This window comes from Enterococcus sp. AMC1252 (assembly GCF_058216515.1).
Genome location: NZ_CM177097.1, coordinates 81,701 through 107,967, shown reverse-complemented (window position 1 = coordinate 107,967; position 26,267 = coordinate 81,701). Strand labels below are relative to the sequence as shown.

Below are 26,267 nucleotides of genomic sequence, written 5' to 3'. Positions count from 1 at the left end.
CTGAAACTATTCAAAGATGCATTTCAAAAAGTGCTGACAACTGTTTTCACCATCCACAGTCTCTCTAAAGACATACGCTTTTTTACTTCTTCTTCTCTACATATTTCTATTATAAAACGTTATTTAAATGATCTAAAGCTTTTTCTTTTCCTAAAAGTTCAATTGTGTCGCCTAATTCCGGGCCATGCATTTGTCCTGAAACAGCTACACGGATCGGCATGAATAAGTTTTTACCTTTCACGCCTGTTTCTTGCTGAACTGCTTTGATACCTGCTTTAATACTCGGAACATCGACAACATCCATCGCTTCTAGTTGTGCTTTGAAAGCGGCTAGAACAGTAGGTACCGTTTCGCCAGCTAATACTTCTTTTGCTGCGTCATCTAAGACTGGATGTTCATTGAAGAACAACTCAGATACATTCACGATTTCAGCAGCATAGCTCATTTGTGGTTGGTATAAGCTAACGACTTTTTTCAACCATTCTAATTTTTCGCTACTTGGTTGCGCTTCGACTTTGCCTTCAGCTACTAAATAAGGAAGACACATATCTGTTAAAACATCTAAATCTAATTGTTTCATGTATTGGTTATTGACCCATTCAAGTTTCTTCCCATCAAAAGCTGCTGGGGATTTGCTTAGACGTTCTGGATCAAAGATTTTGATCAATTCTTCTTGGGAGAAGATTTCTTCTTCGCCAACAGGTGACCAGCCTAACAACGCTGTGAAGTTGAACATCGCTTCAGGTAAATAACCAAGTTCACGGTATTGTTCGATAAATTGTAAAATCGATTCATCACGTTTACTTAATTTCTTCCCAGTTTCAGAGTTGATGATCAATGTCATATGGCCAAATTCTGGTGCTTTCCAGCCAAATGCCTCATAAATCATTAGTTGTTTAGGTGTATTAGCAATATGATCATCACCGCGTAATACATGGGTGATTTTCATCATATGATCATCTACTGCTACTGCAAAGTTATATGTTGGCATGCCGTCACGTTTTTGAATAACAAAATCGCCACCGATATTATCTGATTCAAAAACAATTTCGCCTTTGACCATATCTTCAAATGTATAAGAAGTGTTTCTTGGTACACGGAAACGAATGACAGGTTCAAGCCCTTGCGCTTCTTTTTCTGCTTGTTCAGAAGGTGTCAAGTTAGCACATTTTCCTGAATAATGAGGCATTTCACTACGAGAACGTTGTGCTTCTCTTTCAGCTTCCAATTCTTCTTCCGTACAATAACATTTATACGCACGATTGCTTACTAACAATTGATCGATCAATGGTTGGTAAATTTCGCCACGTTCAGACTGACGGTAAGGGCCATACTCACCTGGTTTTTCAGGTGACTCATCCCAATCCATCCCTAACCATGCTAAGTTTTCTAGCTGGCTTTTTTCACCATCTTCAATATTTCTTTTTTGGTCTGTATCTTCAATACGGATAATAAACTCACCATCATTATGACGGGCAAATAAGTAATTGAATAAAGCTGTTCTTGCATTTCCGATATGCAAGTGTCCAGTTGGACTTGGTGCGTAACGTACACGTACTTTTGTCATTGTGCATTCCTCTTTCTATTTATCAAGTAAAGCGACCGCAATCGCTCCCATACCTTCTTCTTGACCGATAAACCCCATTTTCTCCATCGTTGTTGCTTTCAAATTGATTTGATTCGTTTCAATTTGGCACACCTTAGCGATATTTTCTTTCATTGATTCTAAATAAGGTTTCATTTTTGGTTGTTCTGCTAAAATTGTACAATCAATATTGCCAATAGTAAAGCCGTCAGCCAAAATTTTTTGATTTGCTTCGTATAATAATTTCATTGAATCCGCATCTTTAAACTTTGGATCTGTATCAGGAAACAAATGACCGATATCTCCAAGTCCAGCAGCACCTAAAATAGCGTCCGTGATTGCATGTAGCAATACATCTGCATCTGAATGTCCTAGTAAACCTTTTTCAAAAGGCAATTCTACACCGCCAATGATCAATTTACGGCCTTCTACCAATTGATGAACATCAAACCCTTGTCCAATTCGTATCATAATTTTTTCACCTAGCTTCTTCTTCGTTTCACGATTGCCTCACCGATCAGCATATCTTCTGGTGTGGTCAATTTGATATTTTCATAACTTCCCAACACCATTGAGACTGGTATGTCACTATATTTTTCGATCAACGATGCATCGTCAGTTCCTAAATAATCATCTTGTTGTGCGCAAGCATGTACCGAAAGTAGGTCGGTTCCGTAAAAGGCTTGCGGCGTTTGAATTTGCCATAATGTTTCACGTGGAACTGTTTCTTGAACAATTCCATTGATTACACGTTTGATCGTATCTTTGACTGGAACACCTAAAATTGCAGCTCTCGTTTCTTGAACCTTTTGGTGTAATAGCTTCAATTGTGCCAAATTGACAAAAGGTCTTGCACCGTCATGAACCATCACGATATTTCTTGGATCGAGCAATGCTCTCAACCCGTTATAAACACTGTATTGTCGTTCACAACCGCCGGAGACGATTGTGATGGGACACCTTTTTTTCTTTGCTTCTTTTTTGATCATCGCCACGATTAAATCTTGTTCATTGTCTTGTGTGACCAAGACAATGTGCTTACACGCAGGATCGTTCAAAAATGTATTTAATGAATAAGAAATCACTGGTTTTCCGATTAAATGCAATAGAATCTTATTCCGGCTAGCGCCCATTCTCTTACCTTGTCCCGCAGCCAACAATATGACTTCATAATCCAGTGCTTTATTCCTATTTTCAGCTTTTCTCATTGGCTCTGTGTTCTTCTTTGCTGTCGTCGATGCCACGACCTGAGTGAGCTGGCTTGGCAAAAATCATCCGTCCTGCTGCAGTTTGCAGAGCACTTGTTACAACTACTTGAATGTGTTCACTCATATAATGCTGTCCGTCTTCTACGACAACCATTGTACCATCATCTAAATACGCCACACCTTGCTGACGTTCTGTTCCAGCTTTTACAACCATCACATTCATTGTCTCCCCTGGAATCACAACCGGTTTTACGGCATTCGCCAAAGCATTGATATTCAAAACAGGAACATTTTGGAATTCAGAAACTTTGTTTAGATTATAGTCGTTTGTAACAACCACGCCATCCAACAACTTCGCCAATTTGATTAATTTGCTGTCCACTTCTGAAATATCTTCAAAATCACCGTCATACATTTCTACTGAAATACCGTCTTCTTTTTGTAATGCATTTAAAATATCTAATCCACGTCGTCCACGGACACGTTTTAAGCTATCCCCAGAATCAGCAATATACTGTAATTCATACAGGACAAAATTAGGAATCAAAATAACACCTTCTAAAAATCCTGTTTTAGCAATATCATAGATTCTACCATCAATGATGACACTTGTATCTAAAATTTTGTACTTGTGGAAATGATCTTCCACTCTTCTCTCCAGAACTTCTCCATCAGTTTCAGATTGAGCTTTCTTTTGTCGCGGCGTGAAAATTTTACGCCACTCATCGATCCGAGTTGTCCCCATACGGAAACCGAGATAGCCAAAAATAATCATGACCAAAATCGGCAAGACACTATTCACAAAGGGAATATTCAAGTTGTACATTGGAATCGAAATAATAACACCAATGATCAGACCAATAATTGCGCCTACGCTCCCGAATAAAAGATAAGTCAAACTCATTTCATTTAATGCTGCTTCTACTTTTTTAACACCTGAAACAATATACTTTGCTAACCCTAACGATAAAATAAAGAAAATAAGTGCACCAATCAAACTGTTAGTAAAGTTGTTGTTCAGCCATGTATTATCTGCCTGTTTCGCCATGTCCCAAGCCATCGGTAACAGTGAAATACCTAAACTTACGCCAACGACGATCATCAGCAATGTGATGACACGTTTTTGCATAGATTCATCCTCCAATTATAGTCATACTTATTGAAAGGTTGAAGAAGAGATCGATCGCAAATTATCTCTCGAACTCTAACCTTCACCCTATTTGAATACTTTTCTTAATGTTTCTCCGATTGTCGCGACACCGACAATCTCGATGCCCTCTGGAGGGGTCCAACCACCTAAATTATTCTTTGGTAAATAAATTTTAGTAAAGCCAAGTTTTTGTGCTTCACGTACTCGTTGTTCGATACTATTCACACGCCGAATTTCACCGGTCAAGCCAATTTCACCAATGAAACACTCAGTTGGTTTTGTACCATTTTCCTTATAACTAGAAGCAATACTCACTGCCACCGCTAAATCAATGGCTGGTTCGTTGATCTTCACACCGCCAGCAGCTTTTAAATACGCATCTTGATTTTGCAACAGTAAACCTGCACGTTTTTCTAAAACAGCCATGATCAAGGAAACTCGGTTAAAATCAAGTCCTGTTGTCGTCCGCTTCGCATTACCAAACATTGTTGGAGTAACCAAAGCCTGAACTTCAACTAAAATTGGACGTGTGCCTTCCATCGCTACCACAATGGCTGAACCTGTTGCATCAGCCAAGCGCTCTTCTAAAAATACTTGTGAGGGATTCGCCACTTCTTCAAGTCCATGTTCCCGCATTTCAAAAATACCGATTTCGTTAGTAGACCCAAAACGATTTTTCACCGCTCTCAAGATTCTGAAGGTATGGTGTTTGTCTCCTTCAAAATACAACACAGTATCTACCATATGTTCAAGCATACGTGGCCCTGCAATTGAACCTTCTTTCGTCACATGACCTACGATGAAAATCGCAATACCATTCGTTTTAGCTATTTTCAATAATTCAGCAGTTGTTTCCCGCACTTGACTGACACTTCCAGCAACACTGGTCACATCAGGTTGTGTCATTGTTTGTATAGAGTCGATGATCACATAATCAGGTTCTAACTTTTCGATTGCTTTAGATATCTCATTCATATCTGTTTCAGCGTACAAATAAAATTCCGTGTCAATCGAACTTAAACGTTCCGCACGCATTTTGATTTGTTCCGCACTTTCTTCTCCAGAAACGTATAACACTTTGCCGCCAATTTCAGCTAATTGTTGTGACACTTGCAACAACAGCGTTGATTTCCCAATCCCAGGATCGCCACCTATCAAAACAAGTGAGCCTGGAACCACACCGCCACCTAACACACGATTCAGTTCTACCAACTTTGTTTTAACTCTAGGTTCTTTCTTTGGCACGACTTCCGCTAAACGTTGTGGCTGGGTCTTTTTACCAGTCAAGCTAACTCTAACACGGCGATCGGTCGTATCTTGAATGATTTCTTCGGTCATCGTGTTCCACTGTCCACAATTTGGGCAGCGTCCTAAATATTTTGGGGAAATGTACCCGCACGTTTGACACTCAAATTGAACTTTTGCTTTTTTTGCCATATGCTATCCCCTCGTTTTGATGTATTCTTTATTTTACCATAGTATAGGTCTATTAGACTAAGACTTCCCTCTGTAAAATACGCCGTTTTTCAGTCAATTTATCTTAGTTTTTACCGGAAGAGCCAAATCCGCCTGTACGTTCAGTTTCTACATCATCAATATCCGCTAAAAGAAACGGTTTAAAAATCCCTTGTCCAATTCGTTCGCCTTTTTCGATGACCATCTCTTCATAACCGAAATTCAAAAATTGAAACATGATATGTCCTTCATTACCTTCGTTATTATAATAATCACGATCGATCACGCCAACACCATTCGCTAACATTAAAAAGCGTTTCAATGGGTTTGATGAACGACTCACTAATTCTAAATATTCATTTTCAGCCATATACGCTTTGATTCCTGTTTTTACCAAGACTGGTTTTGGCGCTATGCCTTGTGCTTGTAACTGCCAAATACTTGGAACAACTACCGTTTCAGCTGCTTCAAAGTCGTAACCTGCAGCCCCTTTTGTCGCACGCTCAGGAAGTGTGATACCTTGATCTTTATAATCCGTAATAATTTCAAATCCTCGTTGTTTCATCAAAAATCTCCTCTACTTGTAAACTATTTCTATTTTAACATATTCCATTGATTCCAAGCTTACTTTTACAGTATCTTTACTATTCTCTTGTGTTTTTTTAATGTTTACACATCATTTGGTCTCATTTTGTTCATGTTTTACCGCTTCGTAAAGGATAAAAGAAAAGAATAACATCAATCCGACAATACTAATCACATGGACATGCTCTACTAACTGAAGAGCAGATGGATTATGCGTTCGATGTGCAGTAATCTGTAAAACGGTTTTAACGGGTAACTGTGCTTGTTTCGCTAACAACCATAAAACGCTCATCAATAACAACTGATGGGTCACACTGCCTTTTGTTTGAGTGCTGTATTTCGTAATGATTCGTTGATCTTGCGGTAAACGCTCTTCTTGATAATACTGTTGATTCAATAAATTACTTGTAGCGCTAATGAAGCAGCTGAGCAAAAAGATGCCTACTGGAAAAATTGGTCTAAACAATAACAAGAATAGCGATGTGATAAAGCCTCCCAGATGGACGATTTTAGGATCCACTTGCGAAAATAAGCGATATAAAAATTTAATAACAAAAGCTGAACCAATTATACCCAAAATATAAGGAACGTATAAATTAACAGTCAAGCGATCTATTCCTAAACGTAACGAAACATAAAATGTCCCAAAAAGTAGTAGAAAGTTCATACACATACCATTAGCGAATGTCATTAAATTCAACCATAACGGGAGCTTCCATGTTTTTCTTTGACTATTCAAATACCAGCCAGCTATTAAAAATAATATAGAAAATCCGATAATACCAACATCCAGAAGTTGCGGATCAAATAGCAAGCGGGCTGAACGGATAAACAACAATAAAATAAAGAAAAACAAAAATAAAAAGAACTCTTTGACCGAGATCACTTGTTGATTAACTTCATTGAAATCAATTTCATAATCTGGGTAATGAGTGACCGTATGATAGGCCGCTATATACAGCAAAGTATACTCCCCTAAAACGAAAGGAATCCTCCATTCTTTCGTCAGCGTCAACGATGCGATCACGCCACCTAATATCAGTAAGATAAACAGGTATTTTCTACCCGTCAAAGCAGAATATCCTTGACGCTTCTCATGATAATTGACGGTGGTATTGGCCGCAGGCAGCCATGAGGCGCTAAGTCCCAGTAAAACGGCTGAGAAAAGATAGGCAGGAAAATAAAATTGGCCTAACACGCCAACCAAACAACCGACACCCCCGAGCAAAATCGAAATGATCAGCACATTAAAACTCGTCAACGCTAGTTTGAAACTTTTCAACAAAAAGATTCCCGTCATCCGAAACGTATAAAAAAGGACAAAGGGTAAAATTCTCTCCATCGTTGTGCCATCACTTAAACTCAAAAATAAAAAATAAGGAATAAAAATAATTGTATTTGATAAAATAAACGGCGCAACTTGTAGGAAATTGCGCGCTAATTCTTTTAGTTTGGACATCCATCATGCTCCTTCGACCTAGTCTATTTCAAAATATACCTCTGTATTAGACTTATTCAAAATTATTAAGCCCCTTTTATCGTCACTCTTATTATAACCCATTGTAACTTTGACGACTCTTTTTTAAAAATCTTACAATTCATTGTCTAGCCTATAACACTTAACCATAAACCTATCAAGCGCTAAGATTCAGTATTGGTATCTAATAAGCAAACACATAACAACTATGGGGTCAATCAAACCATTACCTAATCAAAAAAGTGACTAGGACATAACTCTGTGAGTCATATCCCAGTCACATGGAATCCGGATAAACGGTGGGAGCAGAAGCAATCCCTTCTTATTTCTCGGGATGAAACACTTGTCCTAACCTCTTTCTGCTGGTCAAATTCATTCTTTTGCTTTTATCTGGCAGTGTATTTTGGCCATGAACCAAAGAACTATTTAAAAGCTAGCAGCAACTTATCTTTATTTGTTATCCGTACAAAAATCACTTTCCAATAGTCTCCTTAGAATTTTAATTATTTGAATAACGAAGAAAACTTATCCATAAATTCAGTTTTATAAGGTTCTTCTAGTAATTGAACCGCAGCAAGTAGTTGTTTTCGATTTTCCGATTCTGCTAAGGGTATACTATTACTTGCTTCGTCCTTTAGCAGCCGTAAACCCTCCGCCTCAATTTTTTTTATAAGATCTTGTTGAGGTTTGTTTTTTAAAGACTCATTTTGCAATCCCCATTTTGTCATTATCCAGCGATTTGTTTTTTGCGTTTTATCGATAATATTTTCTGCTGAATAAAGTCTATTTTTAGTCTCCGCATGATAGATTTCAATGCAATCCCCTTCGCTTAAAGGTATTTTATCCGTGGCAAGGGTTGCATTAGTTCCTTCTATAAATTTTTCATATTTTATAACATTATTACTGTCTAACACAGTCAACTTAAAATATAGTTCTCCAGCAAAATAACTATGAGCATCTTTATCTGTTACAGAAAAAACAGCCTCGTCTCTACTTAAACTTGTTTTAAATTGGCCAAATTGGCTATCTCCAAGACCCAGTAACTGGAAAGTTTGTGTTACTAAATCACTACTCTTAAGTTGCTTCAACGTAATCGTTGCCTTGTTTTCCTTTTCTTTTACATATACATAAAAATCATCTGTAATATAGTGTGACATTTTTTTTCCAGAAAATTTTAACCGGTAGATGCCATTTGGTATGTTGTCAAAAACAAGCTTTTCTCCATCAATCGTTTGCGCATCTATTTCTTTATTTCCGTCATTTAAGGATAGTTTCATTCCTTTGAGCTCTTGAATATCTTCTGCTTTTAATTGAATCGTTAGTTGCCCATGTAAATTCAAACTTGAAATATCTTTATTTTGTACCATTTCAAAATTTGAATTGATTAAAATCGACTGATCCAGTAGATCATGTGCACGTGCCAATTCACTTGCAGGTACCACGTTAACCAGTGAAGCAATCGCCGGATATCCTAAAGAACGATTTTTTTCAGCTTGTGTGTGATTAATATCCAGTCCCCATCTTTCTAATACAGGAGTAAAATCTTGTCGGCTCGTTTCACTGTAGTATTTATTTAACAAATCTGGTAATGGATAATTTTTTTTATTGAAATTAGGTTGATTCGCTAACTTGCGATATTCTTGATACAACGTTGTAAACGCATCATTGCCTGCTTTTTGTTTTAGCATTGTTAGTAAAACAAGTTTTTCTCGTAAATCAACAGAATTATACGTGCCATTATTACTAACCAATTTCGTATAAAGGCCACTTTCTACGCGCGCTTTATTTCCGTAATTAAATAACCAACCAATTTCATCCGCTTTTTTCCCATATTTATCATACTGATACTGTACACCAAATAAATTATTGGAAACTTCTCCCGTATACATTCCTACACCATCAAATCCTGCTTGATAGCCGTGGGCAATTTCGTGTAGTGCCCCCCAACTATTTTTAGTTAACCACATATCTGTGCTTGGTGTACTATTCGCTGTCCATTTCGCACTATAGTATGCACCACCTGCTCCATTAACATCTGCTTTTAAGAAATAACGGTTTTCACCATTTTCGTTTTCTGGTGATGAATGATCAAACCCAGCCATTTGGTTAAAATACGCAAACACTTCGTTATAATGTTCAATAAGTTCATCTACAGATGCAAAATCTTTTAGCTTTTTCACTAAGTTTTTGTCTCTTTTGGGGATTAGTAATTGAAAATCTGCTCCTTTTATTAAGGCATAGTTTCCATCGCTTTGGTCCCAGATATCAAAAAATTCTTTTTGATTCATTTGATATTGATAAATTGGGAGCTGTTTTTGAGTTCTATTATCTTGTATTTCATACTCTAGTTGAGCAGATGTACTGCCATAAGGTGTATCCACAAACGGAACTAAGGGTTCTGTAGCACTAATTTGGGTCCAATCTGCTCCAACTTTTGCTTCTTTTTCATTTAGAGAATCATTGCCTAATAATCTGATGGTCAATTTATCTTTAAAATTTGGATTGACCTGTCTCACTCTCAATTCAGTATCTTCTCTTAAAATAAAGCCTAGATCTTGACGGTCATGATACTTCCCTTTGCTCATCCCTGATTTAATAATCATAGTCGGCTCGGGTATACTAAAAATCTCTTTCATCTTACGACCATATTCACTGACCTCAAAATGAATAGTCAGATTGCCTTTATACACATCTGTATTTTTAAACTTGCTTTCTGGAGCTGACAACTTAAAATCTGATGTTCTATTGGCTGGTGTCAACTCAGCTAGTAGCTCGCCTGATTTTAGTGGTTTCATCGAACCTTTTCTTCGTATATTTAAATCTACTAGATTCTTGTCATCACTATTTTTAAGCTGCACAACCGGCTCTGTATAAACTTGAATTCTAGAATCCGACTGCCCTGTAAAAGAAACTGCTCCGCTTCCTTCGACGGACTGCCCTTCATTTTTTAGTTCTATACTTTTATTGGTCGTAATGTATGCTAACGGGTTCTCAACAACCGTGACCTCTACCTCAATATCAGCTAGTACATTTGTTGCCTTACTCTTTATAGTGACCTCAACCGTTGTTTTCCCCAGCTTATCAAATACCTTCTCACCCTTAAATCCAACGACCTCTATCGTGTCAAAAGGAAGTATACTTTTTAGATCTTTAACAAAATCTGATGCGTTTAAATCACTAACTATCGTGCCTAATTCAACCGTCTGTGGTACGCCTTGTGCTGTCGGCTTTGGCATTTGAACAGAAGAGACACTTTCACTAATTCCTCGCTCATTTGAAAGGCTCACAGGTATTTTAAACATAAAATTGCTAGCATCATAGACATCCATTAGCGCTGCATCCGATGACAGAGGTGCTTCAACAGCAATGTTCATAATCGTAGTCCCTATCTCTTTTCCTAGCTGTTCCAGAAGGTCCTTACTAACATTAAGATGCGCAACCTGTTCCCCATTTTCTGTCGTAGAATAAGTTACTTCAGCATTCTTTGACCAATCATTATTTGTTTTATCATCTGTTATTTTTATCTTTGTATTTGTTTCATCCAATTTACCCGCATATTTACTTAGATTTATATCCAATGATAAGGGTTCATAATATTTTGAGCTCCCTTGCTTCGGTAAAAACTGGTGGAGTTCCATTTCAATTTTTCCATTCGTTTGATTTATTTTTCCTTCTATTTCTGCTTTTTGATACTTAATTGGAACATTTATTTTAGCCTTAGTATCTAAAATTCCAAAAATTCTTCTTCTTGGGACATCCAATATGCCAAACTGCATTGCTTTTCCCCTCTGGGAACTCATATTTTTATAAAGGAGAGTAAATATATATGGATTATACGACAGGATTGTTTTCGGCCAAAACAGCTTATAATATTCTTTTGTGCCACTAGTAAATGTATTGACTTCTAAATCTTTCTTGAAAATGTCATCATCAACTACCGCAATATTTTGGAGAGAGTCTAAGGAAAAATCCAAGCTTGACTCAAGGTCAGGATTTTCTTTTACAATTGGAAAAATGATATTAACTCCTTCCAACGTTTGATTCAAAGCTGTTCCAACCTTCGCCTCCAACAAGAATGGTTTTCCAGGAGCTGCTGGAACACCAGAATATATTGGTGCTGCTGACGAAGCAAACTCAAAAAAAGGTTTGTTATAAAATTTTGGGATATAGACACCGTCTTTAGTTCGTATGTTTACATAAAGATTTAGATACTCACCATCTTTATATGCTACATTTTTAATTTCTATTGAGTCATAATAAGCTAGCTTTACTTCCTCGCCCCCAAGACTTTTCCAACTCACAAATCGTCCTTCTTTTGTAAATGTTACATCATCCAAAAAGCTTTTCCCTAAATACTGGAGAACGACTGTATCCCTAAGTAATTCTTCCTCTATAGGTTTACCACTTTTGTAGTCACCTTCTTCATTCATAATTGTTGTCAATTCAGACGTGTAAAAATTACTTTTTGCTTTTTCTACTTTGATTGGGATACTAATTCGACTCTTTCTCTGCGTTTCTTCACTCTGAATCATAACAGCTATTTTCGTGTCGCCTACTTGATCAAATTTTTTAAACTCTTCCACACCTAAAACATTAACTTCGTCAAACTCTAAATCACTTTTTAAATCAGTGACTAGTTTATCTGCGGATAATTCAGCCGTAGAGCTACCTGCACTAACGGTGGTTGGGATCGCCTTAGCCGTGGGAGGAGTTACGTTAAACGCACATACCGTCTCAACTTTTTCTTGTGTCTTGTTATTTTTTGCAACAAAAGAAAAGCGAAATTCATTTTCATGATAGCTTTTCATTAATTGTTCATCATTTTTGTTTATCTTTAGCGTACTTTTGACACTTACTGACTGATTACCATCAGAATGGAAACGTTCTGCCGTTTCCTGTGAAATGCCTACAATCAGTTTGTTTTCCTTTAAACGTTTTGTTACTCCTGGAGTATCCGTATAATCTTGGCCTTTTTCACCGATGATCTTAGTCTGATCTAAAAGTTCCTGTTCATCATAAGCCACCAGCTCTTTTACCTCAAGTGATAGCTCAAATTCTTTAGTGTCTAAACTGTTCTTATTCAGACTCTGTTTTATTTCAAGCTGAATCATTTCTTTTTTTTGTATGGCAGTAAGGGTCAAAGACTTATTTTCTTCCATAGCTTCAGCAGTTAAATCACCGATTACAATTAGACTTAACATGAGAATTAGAATGGTGCTTACTGCTAAAAGAAGTAAGGTTTTTTTGGGGGAATAGTTAGTATTATTCATTTCATAATTCCTTTCTTAATTGCTCTACATAGAATCTGTTACAATTGTTAGAATCATTGCCTTGGATTTTGCTTACTCTTTGCTCCTCGAACTAAGTTCAATAAACTTACACCAACTCTTAAAATAAAACGTGACTGAGACATAACTCTGTGAGTCATATCCCAGTCACATGGAATCCGGATAAACGGTGGGAGCAGAAGCAATCCCTTCGGAAATAAGCCGAGATTCACAGGCCTTTCTTTTTCAAGACCTGTTCTTTAACACTTGAAGCTTGAACGTTGTTTGTGATCCCGTTAGCCTTTGCTGTACTTTATCTTGGGTGTACCCGAACATCTCCAGTTTTACTGTATGCTCGCCAACTGGCAACTCTTTAGGTAAGGGGACCTCCGTAACAGCCTGACCTGGTTTTACTAATCCCGTCGTCAATATAGGTGACGTTCGATCATTTAGAGTTACTTTAAACTGGATATCTGCCTTATTAAAACTAGGATTTACTAAAGCTATATATAACACCCTATCTCCTTCTTGAATCGCTATGTCTCGAAATCCCGGAAAAGTAATACTATTTACTGGTAAATTTTCTGGTTTTTTAAGTTTCGCTTCGTATTTTACGGCTTGTGTATCATAATGAATGGCGCCAGTCTCCAACCCTCTAAAAAAAAGAAAGGCAAGTAAAGTAGTTACAGCAACGACCATGCTGATTAGAATAATTAGTCTTTTTCTTTTTGAATGATTGCTCTTTTTTTTCATATATTCCTAACTTTCATTTATTAAGATTCTGCAACACTGTAGCCGTAGGTCAATACATCTTCATAATTTCCTACTATACTTGGTTTAACCGAGCTACTTCCTAAGATTGCTTCAGATTTAATTCTCGGATTCGTCTTACTGAGTTCTCCAAGACTTGGTGCATTGTTGGTGATAATGGTACTCGTAGTTCCAGAAGTCTCATCAGCATACTTAACTAGCTGGTAGCGAATATCTTGAAATTCATCTTTATTTACTAAATTAAACTTATTTTTTGAAGTAACGGTAAGCTGTACCTTATTCTCCCCTTGATAGAAGTTCCCTTGCAGATCAAATAATGAAACGGTTGTATCTATCCGTTCGTTTAACTTTGAAAAGCTTAAATTAGAAGGAATAGCAATGATATACGCTGGCTCTGATACAACTTTTTTTGAATGATAGTAGATGATGGGAACATCCACATCCTTGCTATTTTCAGATGCATCTACTCTCTTAATCATCCAAAAGATATCAATAGAGAAAAACGTCAAGATCACAATCAGCGCCGATAATTTTATTTTCATCTTATGTTCTCCTTATCACTACAATCCATCTAATTTCACTACTTTCAACGTTCATTTTTGTTTTAACTAAGTATTATTTACAACACTTCACATTTATTCTATTTTTAGAACCTTCAACCGTACTACATTAGTTTCCAGTAATAAACGTTTCTTGGGCATTTCACATGGCTTGACGCTCTAGTCAACAGTTTTATTCATCTCACACTCCTAAAAATAATTCCTTCAAGAAATCTACTCTGGCGTATCCTCTAACACCCAAGTAATATTTCCTTGATACAGGCCTCCATAGTTCGATACGTTTTCTGTCTGATAATACAGGCCGTTACTTTTATCCCATGTATTTGAGATTGAAACTGTATCGGTACCATCCGTGGGACTGTTCCCAGTGACAATCGTAGTTTTCGTCTCCGGCTGTATTTCAACAGCTCCATCTACATTCTTATAATAAAAACTGCCATTCAGTTCTTTCGCGTTCTCAGCATTTACGACTTTTGAAATGGTGGCTCCTATTTTCCATTTAGCCGTTTTTCGATTGTCTGTGATCGACAGTTCTTGATCTAAAACTGGATAGGCTTCTCGACTGCCCAAGTTTAGATCAAGTGAAATACTCGTTGGTACTTGTTTAAACTCAAATTTTGTATCGATCGCTTGTGTGGTCACCGTAATGATTTTTTTGATGCCCAGCTTGGTACTTTCTAACGTAATGGGAATCTCTACTGATCCTTTTTGCGTAAACGCAATAAGCGGCATCGATGCTTTCACCGTGTCATCAGGGAAATTACTTTTGATATCCTTCAGAAATGTCTCTATTGGATAGTCTGTCGTTGTTTTTCCAACGTCTACTTGTGAATTGATTTTAGTTCCCGTCAGCTCAAGAGGATACGTTAACGTATCTGTCTTAGCTAAACTAAAATCTTCGCGATTAAAACTAGTAAAATCTGCGAGCACTTGTATAGAGTAAGGGAGAGAGAATTTTTTAGTCCCTTGGTTAAAATACTCTTGTAAAATACGTGGACTACTGTAGTCGATCGTCGTCACATAATTGATAAGAATCGTCTGGCCTTGGTATTTTTTCAAAAAGGCTTTAGGTAAAGAAAGAACCTCGGCGTTGTAGCTGTATTCCGAGCTCCCTATGGTTGTATTGGTATCCTTTCTTACTATCTGGGGGGTACCTTGGCTATAATCCGTTGCATGATACCCAAGATTTAAGCGCAGATTATCTGGGAAAAAACTATCATCTGTTTGAATGGGCAGTTGCACCGTTACCTGATGATTCATATCTTTTTTGTTCACTCTTAGCGTAGTTTTCACATTGACATTGTTGTAAGATGCAGGAACCGCAACGGGGGTTCCTACAGGATCAAACATTATGATTTTTAAGTTAACCAATCCTGCAAAACCTTGTATTCCATAGTAAAAGGGCCTGCCACTCGGTATCAAGAAAGAGAAGTAAAAATCTTTGGTTGCATCCACCTTACCTGTTGCTAGTTTATACAATCCTAATTCATAGTCATAATATGTTACCATCTTTTTAAGAGTAATTTGATCTTCTGTTCTATTCCCAACAATCACTTTAGTTGAGCTTGGTACTAATGTAGCATTAGTGTAAATATTCCATCCTGAACGAGTTGAGGCATTAAATAAAAAATACTTGCCTGTCTCAAGCTTGACTACTTCCCCAGTATCTTGATAATGTATAGTCATTGTCAGTTGCGTATCTTTCCCTCCTGCATTATTGTCAACGTTATACGTACTCCAGTTCAACATTGGTAGTTTATTAGTTAAATTTGCAGTTAGTAGCATCCGTATAGCTACCCTTATCTGAACCTCTAAATATCTCCCCTTATAGCTACCCATTTTTTTAATAGTCACTAAATCACCCGGCATAAGCAAACGTTCCTTCTCATCTTTTAGGTTTGTCGAATTAAGAAATAAATCATTCGTGATATTCTCACCAATGTAAGTGATAGGAACTACCGATTTCCTCAGATCTATCTCATCCCGACCTGCGGCTTGTTGGGCTAAATACGGTCTGGATATATTTAAATTATAATCTCTCTCGTTAACCCCAAACGCGTCCCAGTTGTTAACATCTGGGGCTGCCTGACTTTTTACGCTAAATCCAAAAACACCAATAATTACTAGCAGAAATGCTAGTAGGTCTCTTTTCTTCATCTTTTTTTCGTCTCCTCTGCTTAAAAATAATTCCTTCAAGAAATCTACTCTGGCGTATCTTCTAACACCCAAGTAATTTTTCCTTGATACAGACCAACATAATTCGATAGGTTTTCTGTCTGATAATACAGGCCATTACTTTTATCCCATGTACTTGAGATTGAAACTGTATCCGTACCATCCGTAGGACTATTCCCAGTGGCAATTGTGGTTTTCGTCTCTGGCTGTATTTCAACAGCTCCAGCTACATTCTTATAATAAAAACTGCCATTTAGTTCTTTCACATTCTCAGCGTTGACTATTTTTGAAATGATGGCTCCTAGTTTCCATTTAGCTGTTTTACGATTATCTGTAATCGACAGTTCCTGATCTAAAACTGGGTAAGCTTCTCGATTAGCTAAGTTTAGATTTAATGAAATATTCGTTGGGACTTGCTTAAACCCAAATTTTGTATCTGTGACTTGTGTCGTCACCGTAATGATTTTTTTGATGCCCAGCTTAGTACTTTCCAACGTAATCGGAATCTCTACTGAGCCTTCTTGCGTAAACGCAATGAGGGGCATGGATGTTTTCACCGTGTCATCAGGGTAATTACTTTTGATATCCTTCAGAAAAGTCTCTGTTGAATAGTCTGTCGTTGTTTTTCCAAGGGCTACTTGTGCATTGGTTTTAGTTCCGGTCAGCTCCAGAGGATACGTTAAAGTATCTGTCTTAGTTAAACGAAAATCTTCGCGATTAAAACTAGTGAAATCTGCGAGCACTTGTAGAGAGTACGGGAGAGAGAATTTTTTAGTCCCTTGGTTAAAATACTCTTGTAAAATACGCGGGCTGCTATAGTCGATCATCGTCACATAATTAATATGAATCGTCTGGCCTTGGTATTTTTTTAAAAAGGCTTTAGGTAATGAAAGAGCCCCGGAGTTATAGCTGTATTCCCAGCTTCCTATGGTTGTATTGGTGTCACTCTTTACTATCTGGGGGGTACCTTGGCTATAATCCGTTGCATAATACCCAAGATTTAAGCGTAGATTATCTGGAAAGAAACTATCCTCTTTTTGCTCAGGAAGCTGAATAGTTACCTGATGATTCATATCTTTTTTATTCAATCTTAGCGAGCTAGACACGCTTACGTTATTGTAAGGTAACGGAACTGCCAATAGGTTCTCCGCGCTTTCAAACATATTTATTGAGGCTCCCCCCGAATTTGTCGGGATTTGTAACCCAAAATAAAACGGTCTACCGCCTTGTATTAAAAAGCCAAAAAAGAAGGCACCGTAATTGTCTCCATCATATATGGGGTTGCCTACTGCTAGTCTATATATTCCATCTGAAGGTAAATACCTTGTTTTTGTCACTTCCAGGACATTCCTGTTCCCGCCAATCACTTGAGTTGCGGCATCCGTTAAAAAAGCATGACTATAATAGCTTCTTAATGATCCGCTATTAATATTCATAAAAAAATATTTTCCTGCTGGGAGTTTGATTACTTCACCTGTATCTTGATAATGCATCGTCATTCCAAATTGTGTATCTCTCCCCTCATTAGCTTCAAGAAGTTTCAAATTAATGAACTTCTTTTTTAGAGCAGCTTCTGTCATTAATCTTATATATGAATATTTATAAATAGTTATCCGAAGTTCTATATAGCGCCCCTGGTAGTTTCCCATCTTTTTGATAACTATTTGATCGCCTGCTAGCATACTGATATCGCCAGCAGTAGTGATATTTTTTGAGTTAAGGAAGATATCCTTAAATAAGTTATCCCCAATATAAGACAACGAAACAACATCTTTTCTCAGATCTACCTTGGATGAGCCCACCATTTGTTCCGCTAAGTAGGGGCTTGATGGATTCATTTTATAATCTCTCTCGTTTACGCCAAATTTATCCCAATTGGAAACAGATATGCCAGCGGCCTGGCTTTCTAAACTAAATCCCAACACACCAATAATTACTATCAAAAATGGTATAACATATTTTTTTCTCATTATTTCTACCCCTTATTTCTTCAAACGAAGCTGGCAATAATCTTCTTCACACACACCTAAAAATAATTCCTTCAAGAAATCTACTCTGGTCTATCCTCTAACACCCAAGTAATATTTCCTTGATGCAGATCAACTTAAAACACCAATAATTACTACCAGAAATGCTATAAAGTATATTTTCATCGCTTCTCACCTCTTTAGTTTTTACGCGACTTAAAGATCAGAAAAGTTATACTTATTGTAAGCAAAACTACTAGCAATAGTATAGTAAAAATTTTAAGATAAAAAGGAGCTGGACTTCCCGCGGCGATCGTTTCTTCAGAAATTCTAATAATATCTTTTTCGGAAACTTTGACTTCTTTTGTCTCCGATTTTTTAAAATTATTCGTTTTTACATCTACCGTTATTTCGTAAGTTCCTGCTTCGGTTAACAAGTCCTGAATATAAAACGGCAAATCAACGTTAGAGTTTGGTGCCATATTTAAATTATTTTTTGTTTCTTTAAAAAGGATATTAGTATTTCCTTGTTTCTTAATTTTTATCGTTATTGATCCGCCTTTAACAAAATCGGGCTGTACGTTTTGGAGATTAACAAGGACCGCTCGTCGTGCATTGATAGCCTCTACTACAGCATTGTGAATGACCAACTGTTCTTTTACTGGTTTTTCATCTTCTCTTAGCTGAATTCCCTTAACTAAAACGAACTGATTGGTCAAGACCACGCCACTATCAGGGCCTTCTTTTTCCTCAGCAGCTATTTCCTTAAACAAAAAACCCCCAGCTATTTTTCCAAAAAATCGTTCATCTGGAACTGTAAGTTTGAATTTTATTTGTCTTTTTTCGTTTGGCCCTAAAGCAACACGTTGCTTCCCAGACAATAATGTCGTGATAGGATGCTTTAACGTTTTATCAATTTCTTTCGGTGTATCACTAAAGGACACTTCCCCATTTTGATTGGTTGTAGCAATGTTTGGAATAATGTCCACTAAGATGTCTCTATCGGCTAAATTGGTTATGTTTATCTGTAAGTCTTGTTCCATTCCCGGCTTAACCATTAAATCAAAATACGTCTGTTTTTTATCTCTTTGATTATCTGGCTGAACGACTTCAACAGTAAAGTTTAATCCTTCGGCTTCGGCCATTTCAAAATCAATCGTTTTGGTTAAAAAAAAGAGACCCGTAAACAAAGCAATTAGTAAAAATTTATTTTTCTTAATTAGGTCCATCATACAGCACCCATGTTAACATTGCCTGATAGGAGGTATTCTCTTTGGCAGTTCGTGGTAACACCTTTAAATTTATTTTGTTCCATGTTATTCCCCAAGTTCCCTGTCCCTCATCACTTCTTGCATAAGCCAGTTTTGATTCCTCTTCATTTAATGAACTGCTCAGCCCGGCAGGTGCTATGACCTTCTCATCTATACCAGCCTGTCTCAAAACCTTTTCAGACTCTAAGGATAAGCTCGCTCCTAATAAAATATCGTTCGTTTGAGATTTAAATCGAGAGACTTTACCATATAAGGTCCAACCAGCCAAGGTACCTCTCATATCAGAAATTTGAACATACGGATTGCTATTTTTTGCTTGAATATCTTTTGTCACGATACTTGATGGAATAGCGTCTACAAATTTAATGTTAGGAACTCTATCTAGTTTTAATGTTCCTTTATTATGAGTTCCTTGATTTGGATCTACTGGGTCTTCTCCAAATTGAGGAGGAATAGCTTCATCCAACCCTTCTTGTACATCCATCAGCAAATCAGAGTCCACTGCATAAGCACAGTTTGGAATAAAAAGCATAACAGAACTTATAAATAGGAAATAGAATAAAAAAATATTTTTCTTCATCTTTATTTTCTCCTTGTTTTCAAAAATCAAACCCCTGGTCCGTCTACTAAAGTCCAAATCATATTGCCGGAGTAGATTCCTTTTTTAGCCGTCTTAGGAACTTTCAAAGAAATCATTTGATCACTTGATGTTTTCCTTTGGAAAATATTTGTATATTTTCCCATTCCTTTATCATTTTCAGCATAGAAAATTGTTTTAGCTGTTTCGCTTCCATACCCGGTTAGCGTAATGGCCTTCGCCTGAGGCTTATTTTTAACGGAAGAAGAAGTAGTTGTAACTTCCTTCGTTGGTATAAAAAGTTCAAACCCTTGTAATTCACGATCTTCTTCGCTTAATGAAATAGACTCAACATAAGTCGTCACTCGCCAACCTCCTCCGGTTCCTCGAAGATCGACAACCTCTATTCCAGAGGCGTCAATCGCCTTATTGTCTGGCGTCAAACCAATAATCTGTGCATTGGCCTTTGTACCAATTCGTACTGAGCCAAAGTTGAAATCTGAAACAGCTTTAATGAAAAAGGTTCCGGTTATTGGTTTTTTTGACGATATATTTTCTTCTGTCGCTGACTGATCCTCTCCTGCTACCACTTCCACTTTCACCGGACTTTCCTCTGCAAATGTGGGTAATCCTTGAAAAAAAACCACCATGCTAATATTAAAAAAAGTAGCGATGTATATACATACACATTTTTTTTTCATCTTACACTACCCCTATTTCTTTTTATTCATTCTAGGCAATACCTAGTCCTTTTTTATATTAACTTTGTTTCTTCATGAACAACTCATAACAATAACTGTCAGCGATCTATAACTACACTTTATTTTTTATTTTTTTAATTTCTTTGTATTACTAGCTATTAAGGTTGTAAATCGTCTAAAGTCCAAGTAACTGTACCAGTAAATGCTTTACCTGCTGCATCATCGGCTTTAGGATCTGTTACAACTAATTTAGTATCTTTGACTAGAGTTGCTACCCCACCTTTAGTTGCGTTTGCTTCAGTTTTTTGGATAGCTGCTTGTGCAGTTGTTTGTCCAGCTTCCAAAGTCATTGATTTTTTCCCACCAGCAAGTACAATTTTAGAGTTAGGATCTAAAGTGCCTAATACAGTGCTGTCTGATGCTGGATTTTTTGGAGTGAAATCATTTGTAGCTGAATCAATCTCACCAATATCATATGATTGAGCATCTTCTAGCGTATAAATTAATTTAGACGTTAGTTTTGTACCATCAGTTGCTGTAAGGTCACTTAATTTAGCTTTTAAATCCCAAGCAGGCAAGCTATCTAGTGGTCTATCATCATTTACTACCAAATATTGTTTATCTGTAACAGTATTATTGAAAGTTGCTGATGCTCCAACAGCTTTTTGCTCCCCAAATTCAAAGCTTCCTGGTTTCCAAACTAATGATAAGTTGTTTGCATATGGTTTATTTTCCCCAGGAACTGTTCCCTCAGATGATTTGAAACTAACACCAACGTCTGTTGCGTCGTCAAAAGATTTAGCATCTGCTGATGTTGCGAATAGCATCATTGCTGATGCTGATAATAAAGTAACTATAATTGTTTTTTTCATTTTTATACCATCCTATGATAAATATAGCTATGAATCGCTGACAGGTATTGTTATAAGTTGTTCATTTTTTTATTGTAAAAGTTCAATTTGTTCTTTTAACAATGTGAATAAGTAGGTAATCAAGCCTAAACAGCTCAATGAGATGAACAGTAAACTAAAATTCAATACATAGTTTATTTTTCTTTTTCTCAATTTCTTCAATAAAAATGCTTCCCTTGAGAGAGTGACTAAGAAAATTAATAGCGAGCCTATAGAAATTGCTCCTAAAATAAAGATCCATAAGTAATCAATCATATCTTTCCTGCCTTTCTAAATTTTCCCCAACATAATATTTCTTAAGCTAAACACCCCTATAAAAATGATCAAAAGTGAGAATCCTATTAAAGTCAAAATAAGAGAAGTAATTAATCCCCCTGTTGAAGGCAACCGACCTATCGGCTTTTGATACGGTATTGATGGAAATGCTTCTTCTGGAATTAACAGCGGTTGCTTAGGTTCAGCTAGATCACTCACTGTGAAACTAATACCAACATCTGTTCCATCAAAATTTGTTTTTGCTTCTGCTATTTTTCCAGAGAACAGTCCACTTGTTATCATAAAAAAAAGCAAACCCATTACAAATTTTTTCATTTTATTGGCCTTCTTTCTTTTTCTTTCTCTTCTTCCTTTTTTTATATTTCTTCCATTGGATTTCCATTTTTTTTCTTCTATTTAAAAGGGCTCCCGTTATTACGAATGTTGTTAATACCAGAAGAACTGAAACTAATTTTATCCAATTTGGTGTAATGATTTTAAACCCACTATCTTCGTTCATTTTTTTTGCTTGTTCCCCAGAAATAATGAACTCTTTTTCAAAATTCCAATCATTGTAACTATTATTTGCACTCATCTTTACTATATAGGTTCCTGCTCTAACCGCTGCCGTTCCCCAGTCCATCTCAAAATCAAAATGACTGTTAGGGGCTAACATATAGTTCTCAACCTTTTTTTTCTTTAGCACATTTTTCTTTCCTTTTTCCATCACTTCTGCCGTAATCGATAGATTCGAAAGAACTTTTGGTTCAGGATTTTGAAGCGAGGTCAACACCATTTTTTTTCCACGCTTTAAAGTAGATTTAACGTCTAATAGCTTAAGTGTCTTAGAATCTTTATACTCATCTCCAGATTCTGAAGTAAATAATCCGACACGATAAGAAAATTTAGTTTTTACTCTTTCTTTTTCTTCAGAATTGTCTAGTTCAAAAACCAATGCTCCCATTTTAATTCCAGGATAGCTGTTTTTTGGTGGCGTTAATTTAAAAAGCACTTCTTTTTCTTCAAAATTTCCAATTGTCACACTAGGTGTTTCTACTTGTACCATAGAACTTATCGGAGCTTTCAACGTTGAATCAAATAATTTTTCATCTTCCGTATACTCAATTGTTCCACTATCCCCCGTATAAGCGTCGGTCACATAAATTTTTAATTTAATTGCTTCTTTTTGGGTACTTTTCACCTTTACTTTTAACTGATCTTCTTCCCCAGGTTTCGTTTGAATATAAAAATAAGTTTTTTCTGGATCAATTTGCTTTGCACTGCGAATTGCTGATACTGTATAGCCTAAGTTAGATTGTTCTGCCGCTTGTGATTGATTCGGAAATGAACATAAAACGATACTTAGAAAAAAGAGTAGGTATAGATATCTATTTTTTTTCATATAATTATTGATTACTCCTTACTTGTCCGGTTTGAACGACTGGCTATTTTTTTTAACGTAAATTTCTACATAATACTGATCATCCTCTTCTAGATAAAGCTCTACACCTAGAATGGCTGACGGATCTTTTCTTTGTTTAGATAAATAGTTATTTACCACTGCCTGTGCTTTTTCGATCGTTTCAAATGGTCCTTCTATTTCTATACTATCTTCTTCACAATCGTTTTCTTCCTCTTTTAGTTCTATCATTACAATAGTGTATGTGATAAAAACGACGCTACCAGCCAGTATTAGTAATATCAAGTAGATTGGCCACAGAATATTGATTCCTGAAACTAAGCAACCTAGCCCACTTACGCTTAAAAGAATCCCATGTATCATCCTTTTTCCAGTACTGACTGGCTTCACTGAATGGACAACTGTTATCAGAAAAAAAGTCATCACTATCAAAAGGAAACTAGATACTAGATAAATATATAACGTGTTCCAATTACTATTGATAAAAGATAATAGCTTAGGAAGCAACGATAAGCGTTTATCTACATAGAAATAGGCTTCTTGGTAAAAAAAGGTGAATTTTATTAAATACACAATCCAAGCAATTACAAGAGCACTTTCCATAAAATAGAATGTCCACAGTGGACTTTTTTTTGTACTGATTTCTTTCGCCACTAAAAATCCCACCTCCTTATTTTTTAATTTTTTTACCTGACGATACTTTCTATTTGAAAATCATGCAACGATCCATTCTCATTTACAGTAAATCAGAACCAACTATGTAATTTTATTGTTATTTAAATTAATTATTAGCTTTTAGTAATGAGGTGTTCTTGTAATTTGATTACCCCACTAGTATTTTTTAAAATACTTTCAGTTGTAGAAAGTTTCTATAAATGTTAATAGATCTATTCATGTTTCAAGAAAAAGTACAATTTTTCAGACTATTACTTGTTACTATGTATCTCTGTTAATTCACTTCATTCTTCTATGTGAAAAATAACCATCATAGCTTGACCATGTATCCTTTTGCTTGTATCGTTTTAATAATATTTGAATCAGCTGATGCGTTTTTTATTTTTTCTCTAACATGGAAAATAATATTTGCTACTTGATATGTAGGCTGAGATAACGTACCCCAAATGTTCTTATTGATTTCCTCATAATTAAATACTTTTCCTGGTTGACTACAAAGTAACTCCATTAACTTGTATTCATTTCTAGTCAAGCCTACTTCTTTTTTATCGTTGTCTTTTGTATAAAGAATCAATGACCGGTTTATTGGATTTATTTTCAACAGCGGCATCCGTTCATTCGATACATGCGGATTACTATTTTGCTCGTCCAGCATCCTATTTGCCTCTTGCCGCTGCAGATTATTACGAATGAAGAGAATAACTTCTGATGGAAAATAACTCTTATCAAACGTAGCATCCGCTCCTATCTTCAGATATATTTGTCTGACTGTAGAGGTAGCGACTTCAGAAATAACCCAAGTAAACGTCCCGCTATTCTCTTTAATCTTCATAATCCATTCACAAGTGGTGCTTATTTCTTGGTTCGCATCCTCTTTAATTAAAATTCCATCAAAATCAGAAGTTTTCTGTGTAATATCCTTTTCATCTAAACTCACTAAATTAAGATCATATTTTTGAAATGCTTCAACTAATTGTTGGTCCATTTCTTCATTTGAAATGACACCTAAATGATACATATAATCCCTCCATTGCCTTAATCTTCTTAATATAATTAATAGTCTCGCTGTGATAAAAAAAGTATAGTTCAAATTACTGTCATAAATCTTAGAATCAATAGGTGCAACTGCTAACCCAATCTTCCATTGAATGCTATAATAAACATATTAGTAGATTAAACATATTCATTTAAATTCAAATTATTTAAATAAATATTTAAAATAACAAACCGATAGATTGTTTCAACAACATTATAATAACAGCTATTTCGAGTTTAAAAACCTCCTTGTAAGCGCTTTTCAATATACTTTTACAAAAAAATATTTTTAGTTTTTATTTTATTGAATATCATTTTCTCAGCCTGTATAGTAATGATAAAAAGGAGACGCTAATGATAAAAATAAATATATATATTTTAGAAGATGATAATGCTTATAGAAATAGAATTCAGCAGATACTACAAACTTACAAATCAACTCTTATTTCGCTTCAGTTCCCAACACCTCATAATCATTTAGACTTTATGAGTGAGCTTTCAAACAAAAAAATATCTGATACTGATATTTTCATCTTAGACATTGACCTTAAAACAAATTTTACGGGGATTGATGTTGCTAAAATGATCAGAAAAAGAAATAAAATTTCACCCATTATTTTTTTAACCAGTATGACAAATCAAGCTATCATGGTCATTAACGAATCTATTCAAGCAAAAGGCTACTTAGTAAAAGAAATTCATGATGATCTAATTTTAGAAGCGAGTCTATTTAGTTTACTCAGCAAATTAGAGCAGGAGATCCTACCCAAACGGGATGACAAGGAAATTTTAACTTTATCTACTCGCAATGAAACAATGTTTTTTCCCTACTCGGATATTCTATACATCGAATCGGTGAAAGGCACTACGGGTAAAGTCATGGTAAAAACTGTTAGCCAAAATCAACTGATTAATTGGAAAATCGGTAACGTAAAAAAACATATAAATCAGGAGTATATGTATACAGGTTTACAGTCTTTTATAATAAATTTAGAAAATATACATGGCTTCAATCGGAGTTTTAATGCCATTATCTTTAAGAACTCTGAACAATTACTTGTAGGTCTAAAGGTTTTCAACAAAGTTGTCCGTGCAGTAAAGGAGTATCGAGATGATCTCACCTAAATTATTTATTTCACTAGTTTCAATTAACTATTTTTTATTTGTGTGGTTCTCTTCTTATAAAAAACTAACATCGCTCAAAGAAAAAGTTCTATTAACC

General features: G+C 36.0%; 22 protein-coding genes and 1 other annotated feature (1 of these 23 cut by a window edge). Of the genes, 1 reads left to right on the top strand and 21 read right to left on the bottom strand.

The window, feature by feature from the left end:
- Positions 1-108 (bottom strand) — a binding site (T-box leader) (it extends 93 nt beyond the left edge of the window).
- Position 109: 1 nt separating this feature from the next.
- The 21 genes from gltX to AC4BB5_RS00415 all read right to left on the bottom strand — a co-directional run bounded on the left by gltX (position 110) and on the right by AC4BB5_RS00415 (position 25,028).
- The gene (gene gltX, locus AC4BB5_RS00515) at positions 110-1,567 is read right to left on the bottom strand and encodes a glutamate--tRNA ligase (protein WP_490457512.1); all 1,458 of its coding nucleotides are present in this window, start codon (positions 1,565-1,567) and stop codon (positions 110-112) included.
- A 15-nt stretch (positions 1,568-1,582) separates the two neighbouring features.
- Positions 1,583-2,056: a 2-C-methyl-D-erythritol 2,4-cyclodiphosphate synthase gene (gene ispF / locus AC4BB5_RS00510; protein WP_490457511.1), complete on the bottom strand. Its 474-nt coding sequence runs from the start codon at positions 2,054-2,056 to the stop codon at positions 1,583-1,585.
- An 11-nt stretch (positions 2,057-2,067) separates the two neighbouring features.
- On the bottom strand, positions 2,068-2,793 hold the full coding sequence (gene ispD, locus AC4BB5_RS00505) for a 2-C-methyl-D-erythritol 4-phosphate cytidylyltransferase (protein WP_490457510.1): 726 nt from the start codon (positions 2,791-2,793) through the stop codon (positions 2,068-2,070).
- Positions 2,780-3,922 (bottom strand): PIN/TRAM domain-containing protein, encoded by a 1,143-nt coding sequence (locus AC4BB5_RS00500; protein ID WP_490457509.1) that lies wholly within the window; start codon positions 3,920-3,922, stop codon positions 2,780-2,782. The genes ispD and AC4BB5_RS00500 overlap by 14 nt, the downstream gene beginning before the upstream one ends.
- 87 nt (positions 3,923-4,009) lie before the next feature.
- Positions 4,010-5,380 carry a DNA repair protein RadA gene (gene radA / locus AC4BB5_RS00495; protein ID WP_086314906.1) on the bottom strand — a complete coding sequence of 457 codons (1,371 nt, stop codon included), beginning with the start codon at positions 5,378-5,380 and terminating at the stop codon, positions 4,010-4,012.
- A gap of 103 nt (positions 5,381-5,483) precedes the next feature.
- Positions 5,484-5,963 (bottom strand): dCTP deaminase/dUTPase family protein, encoded by a 480-nt coding sequence (locus tag AC4BB5_RS00490; protein ID WP_490457508.1) that lies wholly within the window; start codon positions 5,961-5,963, stop codon positions 5,484-5,486.
- Between the two features lie 111 nt (positions 5,964-6,074).
- Entirely contained in the window at positions 6,075-7,442 is a 1,368-nt protein-coding gene (locus AC4BB5_RS00485; protein WP_490457507.1) for a hypothetical protein, read from the bottom strand.
- 521 nt (positions 7,443-7,963) lie between these two features.
- Complete coding sequence (locus AC4BB5_RS00480) at positions 7,964-12,730, bottom strand: putative mucin/carbohydrate-binding domain-containing protein (RefSeq protein ID WP_490457506.1); 4,767 nt, start codon at positions 12,728-12,730, stop codon at positions 7,964-7,966.
- A 243-nt stretch (positions 12,731-12,973) separates the two neighbouring features.
- Positions 12,974-13,480 carry a hypothetical protein gene (locus AC4BB5_RS00475; protein ID WP_490457505.1) on the bottom strand — a complete coding sequence of 169 codons (507 nt, stop codon included), beginning with the start codon at positions 13,478-13,480 and terminating at the stop codon, positions 12,974-12,976.
- A gap of 20 nt (positions 13,481-13,500) precedes the next feature.
- A complete protein-coding gene (locus AC4BB5_RS00470; protein WP_490457504.1) occupies positions 13,501-14,040 on the bottom strand; it encodes a hypothetical protein in 540 nt (179 codons plus the stop codon).
- 231 nt (positions 14,041-14,271) lie between these two features.
- A complete protein-coding gene (locus tag AC4BB5_RS00465; RefSeq protein ID WP_490457503.1) occupies positions 14,272-16,215 on the bottom strand; it encodes a hypothetical protein in 1,944 nt (647 codons plus the stop codon).
- A 44-nt stretch (positions 16,216-16,259) separates the two neighbouring features.
- Positions 16,260-18,203, bottom strand: a complete 1,944-nt coding sequence (locus AC4BB5_RS00460; RefSeq protein ID WP_490457502.1) for a hypothetical protein — start codon at positions 18,201-18,203, stop codon at positions 16,260-16,262.
- A 197-nt stretch (positions 18,204-18,400) separates the two neighbouring features.
- The gene (locus AC4BB5_RS00455) at positions 18,401-19,429 is read right to left on the bottom strand and encodes a WxLIP family cell surface protein (RefSeq protein ID WP_490457501.1); all 1,029 of its coding nucleotides are present in this window, start codon (positions 19,427-19,429) and stop codon (positions 18,401-18,403) included.
- Positions 19,416-20,051 (bottom strand): WxL domain-containing protein, encoded by a 636-nt coding sequence (locus AC4BB5_RS00450; RefSeq protein ID WP_490457500.1) that lies wholly within the window; start codon positions 20,049-20,051, stop codon positions 19,416-19,418. Before AC4BB5_RS00450 ends, AC4BB5_RS00455 begins: the two co-directional genes overlap by 14 nt.
- Before the next feature lie 26 nt (positions 20,052-20,077).
- Complete coding sequence (locus tag AC4BB5_RS00445) at positions 20,078-20,749, bottom strand: WxL domain-containing protein (protein WP_490457499.1); 672 nt, start codon at positions 20,747-20,749, stop codon at positions 20,078-20,080.
- Positions 20,750-20,907: 158 nt separating this feature from the next.
- Positions 20,908-21,621, bottom strand: a complete 714-nt coding sequence (locus AC4BB5_RS00440; RefSeq protein WP_490457498.1) for a WxL domain-containing protein — start codon at positions 21,619-21,621, stop codon at positions 20,908-20,910.
- 69 nt (positions 21,622-21,690) lie between these two features.
- Positions 21,691-21,915: a hypothetical protein gene (locus AC4BB5_RS00435; protein ID WP_490457497.1), complete on the bottom strand. Its 225-nt coding sequence runs from the start codon at positions 21,913-21,915 to the stop codon at positions 21,691-21,693.
- A 15-nt stretch (positions 21,916-21,930) separates the two neighbouring features.
- On the bottom strand, positions 21,931-22,251 hold the full coding sequence (locus AC4BB5_RS00430) for a hypothetical protein (protein WP_490457496.1): 321 nt from the start codon (positions 22,249-22,251) through the stop codon (positions 21,931-21,933).
- A gap of 1 nt (position 22,252) precedes the next feature.
- Positions 22,253-23,317 carry a WxLIP family cell surface protein gene (locus tag AC4BB5_RS00425; RefSeq protein ID WP_490457495.1) on the bottom strand — a complete coding sequence of 355 codons (1,065 nt, stop codon included), beginning with the start codon at positions 23,315-23,317 and terminating at the stop codon, positions 22,253-22,255.
- Between the two features lie 18 nt (positions 23,318-23,335).
- Positions 23,336-23,989, bottom strand: coding sequence for a hypothetical protein (locus AC4BB5_RS00420; protein WP_490457494.1), 654 nt, complete (start codon positions 23,987-23,989; stop codon positions 23,336-23,338).
- Between the two features lie 331 nt (positions 23,990-24,320).
- On the bottom strand, positions 24,321-25,028 hold the full coding sequence (locus AC4BB5_RS00415) for a winged helix family transcriptional regulator (protein ID WP_490457493.1): 708 nt from the start codon (positions 25,026-25,028) through the stop codon (positions 24,321-24,323).
- A 371-nt stretch (positions 25,029-25,399) separates the two neighbouring features.
- Here AC4BB5_RS00415 and AC4BB5_RS00410 point away from each other — a divergent pair, with 371 nt between their 5' ends.
- Complete coding sequence (locus tag AC4BB5_RS00410) at positions 25,400-26,170, top strand: LytR/AlgR family response regulator transcription factor (protein WP_490457492.1); 771 nt, start codon at positions 25,400-25,402, stop codon at positions 26,168-26,170.
- Positions 26,171-26,267: the final 97 nt, after the last annotated feature.

Bases quoted from the DNA above. Each gene is read 5' to 3' on its own strand.
- gltX (WP_490457512.1), bottom strand. From the start codon at position 1,567: ATGACAAAAGTACGTGTACGTTACGCACCAAGTCCAACTGGACACTTG.
- ispF (WP_490457511.1), bottom strand. From the start codon at position 2,056: ATGATACGAATTGGACAAGGGTTTGATGTTCATCAATTGGTAGAAGGC.
- ispD (WP_490457510.1), bottom strand. From the start codon at position 2,793: ATGAGAAAAGCTGAAAATAGGAATAAAGCACTGGATTATGAAGTCATA.
- AC4BB5_RS00500 (WP_490457509.1), bottom strand. From the start codon at position 3,922: ATGCAAAAACGTGTCATCACATTGCTGATGATCGTCGTTGGCGTAAGT.
- radA (WP_086314906.1), bottom strand. From the start codon at position 5,380: ATGGCAAAAAAAGCAAAAGTTCAATTTGAGTGTCAAACGTGCGGGTAC.
- AC4BB5_RS00490 (WP_490457508.1), bottom strand. From the start codon at position 5,963: ATGAAACAACGAGGATTTGAAATTATTACGGATTATAAAGATCAAGGT.
- AC4BB5_RS00485 (WP_490457507.1), bottom strand. From the start codon at position 7,442: ATGTCCAAACTAAAAGAATTAGCGCGCAATTTCCTACAAGTTGCGCCG.
- AC4BB5_RS00480 (WP_490457506.1), bottom strand. From the start codon at position 12,730: ATGAATAATACTAACTATTCCCCCAAAAAAACCTTACTTCTTTTAGCA.
- AC4BB5_RS00475 (WP_490457505.1), bottom strand. From the start codon at position 13,480: ATGAAAAAAAAGAGCAATCATTCAAAAAGAAAAAGACTAATTATTCTA.
- AC4BB5_RS00470 (WP_490457504.1), bottom strand. From the start codon at position 14,040: ATGAAAATAAAATTATCGGCGCTGATTGTGATCTTGACGTTTTTCTCT.
- AC4BB5_RS00465 (WP_490457503.1), bottom strand. From the start codon at position 16,215: ATGAAGAAAAGAGACCTACTAGCATTTCTGCTAGTAATTATTGGTGTT.
- AC4BB5_RS00460 (WP_490457502.1), bottom strand. From the start codon at position 18,203: ATGAGAAAAAAATATGTTATACCATTTTTGATAGTAATTATTGGTGTG.
- AC4BB5_RS00455 (WP_490457501.1), bottom strand. From the start codon at position 19,429: ATGGACCTAATTAAGAAAAATAAATTTTTACTAATTGCTTTGTTTACG.
- AC4BB5_RS00450 (WP_490457500.1), bottom strand. From the start codon at position 20,051: ATGAAGAAAAATATTTTTTTATTCTATTTCCTATTTATAAGTTCTGTT.
- AC4BB5_RS00445 (WP_490457499.1), bottom strand. From the start codon at position 20,749: ATGAAAAAAAAATGTGTATGTATATACATCGCTACTTTTTTTAATATT.
- AC4BB5_RS00440 (WP_490457498.1), bottom strand. From the start codon at position 21,621: ATGAAAAAAACAATTATAGTTACTTTATTATCAGCATCAGCAATGATG.
- AC4BB5_RS00435 (WP_490457497.1), bottom strand. From the start codon at position 21,915: ATGATTGATTACTTATGGATCTTTATTTTAGGAGCAATTTCTATAGGC.
- AC4BB5_RS00430 (WP_490457496.1), bottom strand. From the start codon at position 22,251: ATGAAAAAATTTGTAATGGGTTTGCTTTTTTTTATGATAACAAGTGGA.
- AC4BB5_RS00425 (WP_490457495.1), bottom strand. From the start codon at position 23,317: ATGAAAAAAAATAGATATCTATACCTACTCTTTTTTCTAAGTATCGTT.
- AC4BB5_RS00415 (WP_490457493.1), bottom strand. From the start codon at position 25,028: ATGTATCATTTAGGTGTCATTTCAAATGAAGAAATGGACCAACAATTA.
- AC4BB5_RS00410 (WP_490457492.1), top strand. From the start codon at position 25,400: ATGATAAAAATAAATATATATATTTTAGAAGATGATAATGCTTATAGA.